Here is a 4,858-nt window from a genome sequence, read left to right on the forward strand (position 1 = left end):
TTGGAATCGTATTTAGGTATCTACTTTCTTGGAGGTTTAGGAAGTAATATTATACCTTTAGTCGAATGTATTTTATAACATTGGCTTTAAAAGCTGTAATAGATGAATTGATTAATGACTTCCCTATACCAAAGACTACAAAATAGGGTAAATAGATTTAACCTTTTCTTCAAATTGAACTATTCGAATTTCAATGCCTGATATTGTTTGTGATCTGAATAATTTATCTCGACCTTCAACCTTTTCTTTTACAAAATCAAAGTAGGCATAAGCGATTTCATGAAATAATTGGGTTAAGGACCAGCTCATAGGAAAAAATGTACTAGTCCCTGGCTTTTCAATCCATTCTTTAGTCTTTTGATTAAAAAATTGAAATCTAGCTTGAAAAACGCCAAACTCATTTGTCCCTAAAATTTCCAACAACTTTATCTTATTCGGGTCATAAAAATGTACCCCACTAAGCACTCCCTTTTTAATTGATCCTGCTGTGGCGTGCTGAACAGATTTCATGAATTCATAAGGATACCCCTTTCTTGAGGTTGTAACTATTCCTTGATTTGTTAATTCAGATATCCATTTTTCTTCACATATTTTCTGTGCGCGCTTGTGATGTAAGTTATTGTAAATTTTCCATCGAGGCGAATATCGTTTTAAAGAACGTGATGAATTGTATGGGCCATCAGTATTTTCGTTGCATGGAAAAGTCATGTTTGGTTTAATTTTAAATACCCTAGGGCCAGCATTTAAATCATTCGGATCCAACGAATGCATATTCTCATCCAAGAAGTAATAATGATATTCAATACGTTCACTCAACTTAGCAGGTTTTTTAGAATCAATAAGTGTACATTGCCAGCATTTAAGATACTATTTTTGTCCAGAATCTAACTATCTAATAATTGTAGACAAGTTGTCCATATTTTTTTCATGTCTTATGTTGATTTGCATTCATTTGCTCGTTGGATGATTGCTTGATATTGATTCCATTCTTATTCTACAATGTTCATTTATTCATTTGTTCAATGTTCACCGCTCTCTGGTTTGACTATTTTGCGGTAGTTTGCTTTGGTAATACGTTCGAATTGGCCACACAATAAGTAGCGGCGGACAGATGACGGTGACATTCCGAATTGCTTTCCTGTTTCTAATGCTTGGGCCCAACTGAATTCATTGGGGAGGGCTGCAAAAAAGTGCTGCTGCTTTGCTTGTGTTTGAATGATTTTACTACCGTCTTTCATGTCGGCGATGAGCATATTGGCATGGTATAATAGCGTTAAGCTAATCTTTTTGGCAATGACCAAATCTGCCTGCTGTATTTTGACCGTAAGCTGGTTTTTTCGTTTCTTAAAATGGTAATAGCGCACCATGCTCATGACCATCGCGATGCGAAAACTAATGAGTCCAAGGCGGTGAATGGTGGCTAAAATAGGAACGCCAGATCCTCGATGTGCAACCTCTGTTACTTCACGAAAAAAGGCAATAAAATCGGCTTGTTGTTCGGGTAAGAAATATAGTTGTATAGATTCAGATTGTGCTTTTAGAAATTGGTACATCTGCTGGACCAACTGTCCCAATTCACGAAAAGAGTGACCCGGATCTGTCCCATTGTGGACAAATACGTCCCGGAAACTTGGGACAGCTGGAAACGAATAAAACATGAAACGACTAAACAATCCGTTTTCGGTATTCGGTATCAAACGAAAAACTTGACCGCGTGTCCCGGTAAGAAGAACAGATAGCCGTGGATGTTCTACTGAAAAGTGTTCGCGGTTCTGACGTCGTTGCATCTCTACTGGTTCATGATGAAATGCGCCACGCAAAACATCACTGAAATTTCCCCAATCTTGCGCTAAGGCGTTGGCGAGTGTATCGGCTTCTGTTGAAAATAGAATCCCTGCCCCGTCGTTTTCACTGAGGGTTTGCACCACCGAGCTCGCACTATTGTTGGCAGGAATAAAAAGCAGTTTATAAGGTGGTTCTTTCAGTTGAGCAAGATCCTGGTCTTTGTTCTTGATCTTCTCTTTTTTGAGTTCTTCGAATGCTTGTTTGGCCAAGCGTGTCTCTTCCAAAAGCATCTTATGGATTTCCATGCCAATGAGACGAGTCCAACTCAGCACACCTTTACCAGAACCTGCTGGGGCTTCAATAAACGTGTAGAGGTTTGGAGAAACCCATTTGCGGTCATAGAAGCCAATCACATTTGGCATGCAACCCGATAAAACGGTGATTGAGCCCAGTAATAAGATGTCTCGCTCATACGGATTATTGATGTTTTCAAACAAACTCTTAAGTGGATCGGGCAAATGTTTGTATATTTCTTCAGGAAAGGTAGCGCAAAGCTCGTCCTGGTATTGCGGTAATAAGAATAAATCTTCTTGCTCGACATTGAATGGTTTTGAATGCATGATTAACGTCTTAAAGGTTTATCCTGCACATACCTTAATGCCTGTCGCTGAATGTTTTTCTCTTGCTCGTGCTTTCCAGCATCAAGCCATTCTTCTAAATCCCCTCTTCGAAAAAGAATCTTTTTTCCATTCTTATAGAAAGGGATTTTTCTTCTACTCGTCATGGAGTACAAAGTCTGTTTGGCAATATGCAGAAACTCTGCTGCCTGGGTGGCATTGAGTACTTCGGCTTTTTGATTGTTCTCAGCCAGTTCTGTAACTGACGATTCTTGATGCTGTTCTAATGCGGTCTGAACTGCTTCATTCACCAACTCTGTGATGAATGCTTGTAAATGAGTAATACTTTCTTTCATATAGATTTATTTACTCACCCTGCATCAAAAAAAAGACCGTGCCAGTACTTATTGTTTCTGTGTTTTATTTATCGACTTTTTGAAGGTTCATTATGCTAAAATCTCCGCGTTTTTTCTGTGTCAATGTGTGTCAGAATGTGTCAAATTGCACAGTAAATCATTGAATTGCGCAAATTCGCGTAACTTAGGTTCGAGAACCTATCTTGCTGATTATCTGTCACTTTGTCACTGCCATTTATTCGTTTTCTTGTTTTTTATTTTCAATTGTGATCCCTAATTGAATACTTTTCATCGCTTTAGTTTTCGTTGTATCCATCACCTTACCATAAATTTGAGTGGTATGAATATGCTTGTGACCAAGTAATTTTGAAACGGTATAGATATCAGTTCCTTCCGCTAGTTGTAAGGTCGCAAATGTGTGTCTGAAATTATGGAAAGTGATCTTCTTACGAATGCCCGCTCTGAGCAACCAGCTATTCAAATTCGCATAATCACGCTGAAAATTATACTCGCCAAAAACAGGCACTTGATTGGGTTCAAAATCACCAAGTAAAATCAAGGCTTCATCTGAAATAGGTAAGGTTTCCATCCCCTTTGTTTTGCTTTGGGTAAAGCGAATGAAATAGCCCATTCCCTCTGAATGTTGAATTTGATCTCCACGCAATTTAATGACATCACCCAAGCGTAGGCCTGTAAGTGCAGAAAACAAACAAGTACGTTTCAATAGATCGGAATCTGCATCTGTTTGATATAGCTTTACCAATTCTTCTTTGGTTAAAAACTCGCGGTAAGTTTCAGGTTGTTGAATGCCTTTTACTGCATCAAACGGATTGGTGATCATATGACCAAATACCATGGCTTCGCGCACAGTTGCCCTGAGCTTATTAAAGTAAGTATAACAAGAGTTGGCAGAAATGCGCATTTTAGGAGAATTGATTCGTGTTGCTTTCTTCTGAAGAAACTCTTTGTATTCATTGATGAATTGTGGAGTGATGTCACCAAAATTACATTGCCCATTACAAAACTGAAGAAAGGTTTTATAGGAAGCAACCCACCCTCCATGCGTATTTGGGTTGCCCGTCCATTTCTTTACTTGCTTTTCATAGAATGGTAGGAAGTCATCAAACTGTGAACTGCGTTTGATGCCAAATTTTCCTGCCAATCTATCCAACTGCCGGTTTGCAGCTATGGATCTGGCCAAGGTCTCCATATCTTTATTATGTCGTTTCTCCATCTCATCTCTAGGTGGATTGTAGAGATACATATCAAGGTATTCCCACCTGGTAATTTTACCACTTTCGGGATGCACAATTGGCGGATAATGATCAAGGTAAAGGCTGATCCTGCCTGTCTTTAAACGACGCATTCTAAGTGTAACTCTCATAACTATTTGGATTTTAAAAGATTATCTAATTCTTCACGGAGGATCAAGCGCCGTGTTCCAATCATAATCGTTTTGATTTTATTGGTTTTATACATGCGCATTACTGTCCATCGGGATATTCCGAGCAACAAACCCACCTGTTCTATACTTAATACTTCTCTAGCTTGAAGCAGTACAACTGGGGCGGTTAATTCACTCTTCACTACTTCCTTACTTTGGAGTAATTTTTCTTGTCTTTTGTTCTCTTTATATGCCCTTGAGGCACAATTCGTAGTACAATAAAGTGTGGTGCTTTTTCGTGCCACAAACGCTTCTTGACAGAAAACGCAGATTTTTGGATAAGGGTGTTTACTAGCAGTCATTGTTATGTGGCCATTATGTAGCATCGTGTAGCAGGATGTAGCTACATGGTGCAGGGTGTTGCAAAAAAAATTTCTACGTTCTGAATTTGTTGCTGACATGTTGCTCAAAATATCTGGTGTACAGGTGAGCAACAAAAGGGGTGCAAAATGCGCCAAAAGACGAAAAATGACAGGAAGCCTAAAAACGCAAAAAACCCTTGACTAGCAAGGGTTTTGTTTATCTTTTGTTATGAATGTTTATCGATGCTTATCGGCGTTTATTTGCCAATACAGAACTTCGAGAAGATAGACCCCAAAATATCGGTATCCACATCGATGTGGCCAGTGATGTTTCCGAGGTGACGCATGGCTGTT

At 39.0% G+C, this 4,858-nt stretch carries 5 protein-coding genes; all 5 read right to left on the reverse strand.

Annotation, left to right across the window (positions count from 1 at the left end):
- Positions 1-135: 135 nt before the first annotated feature.
- Complete coding sequence (locus Q0L65_RS04750; protein ID WP_296684063.1) at positions 136-816, reverse strand: EndoU domain-containing protein; 681 nt, start codon at positions 814-816, stop codon at positions 136-138.
- Between the two features lie 203 nt (positions 817-1,019).
- Positions 1,020-2,405, reverse strand: coding sequence for a DUF3987 domain-containing protein (locus tag Q0L65_RS04755; protein WP_296684065.1), 1,386 nt, complete (start codon positions 2,403-2,405; stop codon positions 1,020-1,022).
- Between the two features lie 2 nt (positions 2,406-2,407).
- Entirely contained in the window at positions 2,408-2,758 is a 351-nt protein-coding gene (locus Q0L65_RS04760; protein ID WP_296684068.1) for a helix-turn-helix domain-containing protein, read from the reverse strand.
- 235 nt (positions 2,759-2,993) lie between these two features.
- The gene (locus Q0L65_RS04765) at positions 2,994-4,142 is read right to left on the reverse strand and encodes a site-specific integrase (RefSeq protein ID WP_296684069.1); all 1,149 of its coding nucleotides are present in this window, start codon (positions 4,140-4,142) and stop codon (positions 2,994-2,996) included.
- Positions 4,143-4,144: 2 nt separating this feature from the next.
- Positions 4,145-4,504 (reverse strand): helix-turn-helix domain-containing protein, encoded by a 360-nt coding sequence (locus Q0L65_RS04770; protein WP_296684071.1) that lies wholly within the window; start codon positions 4,502-4,504, stop codon positions 4,145-4,147.
- Between the last annotated feature and the right edge of the window lie 354 nt (positions 4,505-4,858).

This window comes from Flavobacterium sp., assembly GCF_024642105.1.
Lineage (GTDB): Bacteria > Bacteroidota > Bacteroidia > Flavobacteriales > Flavobacteriaceae > Flavobacterium.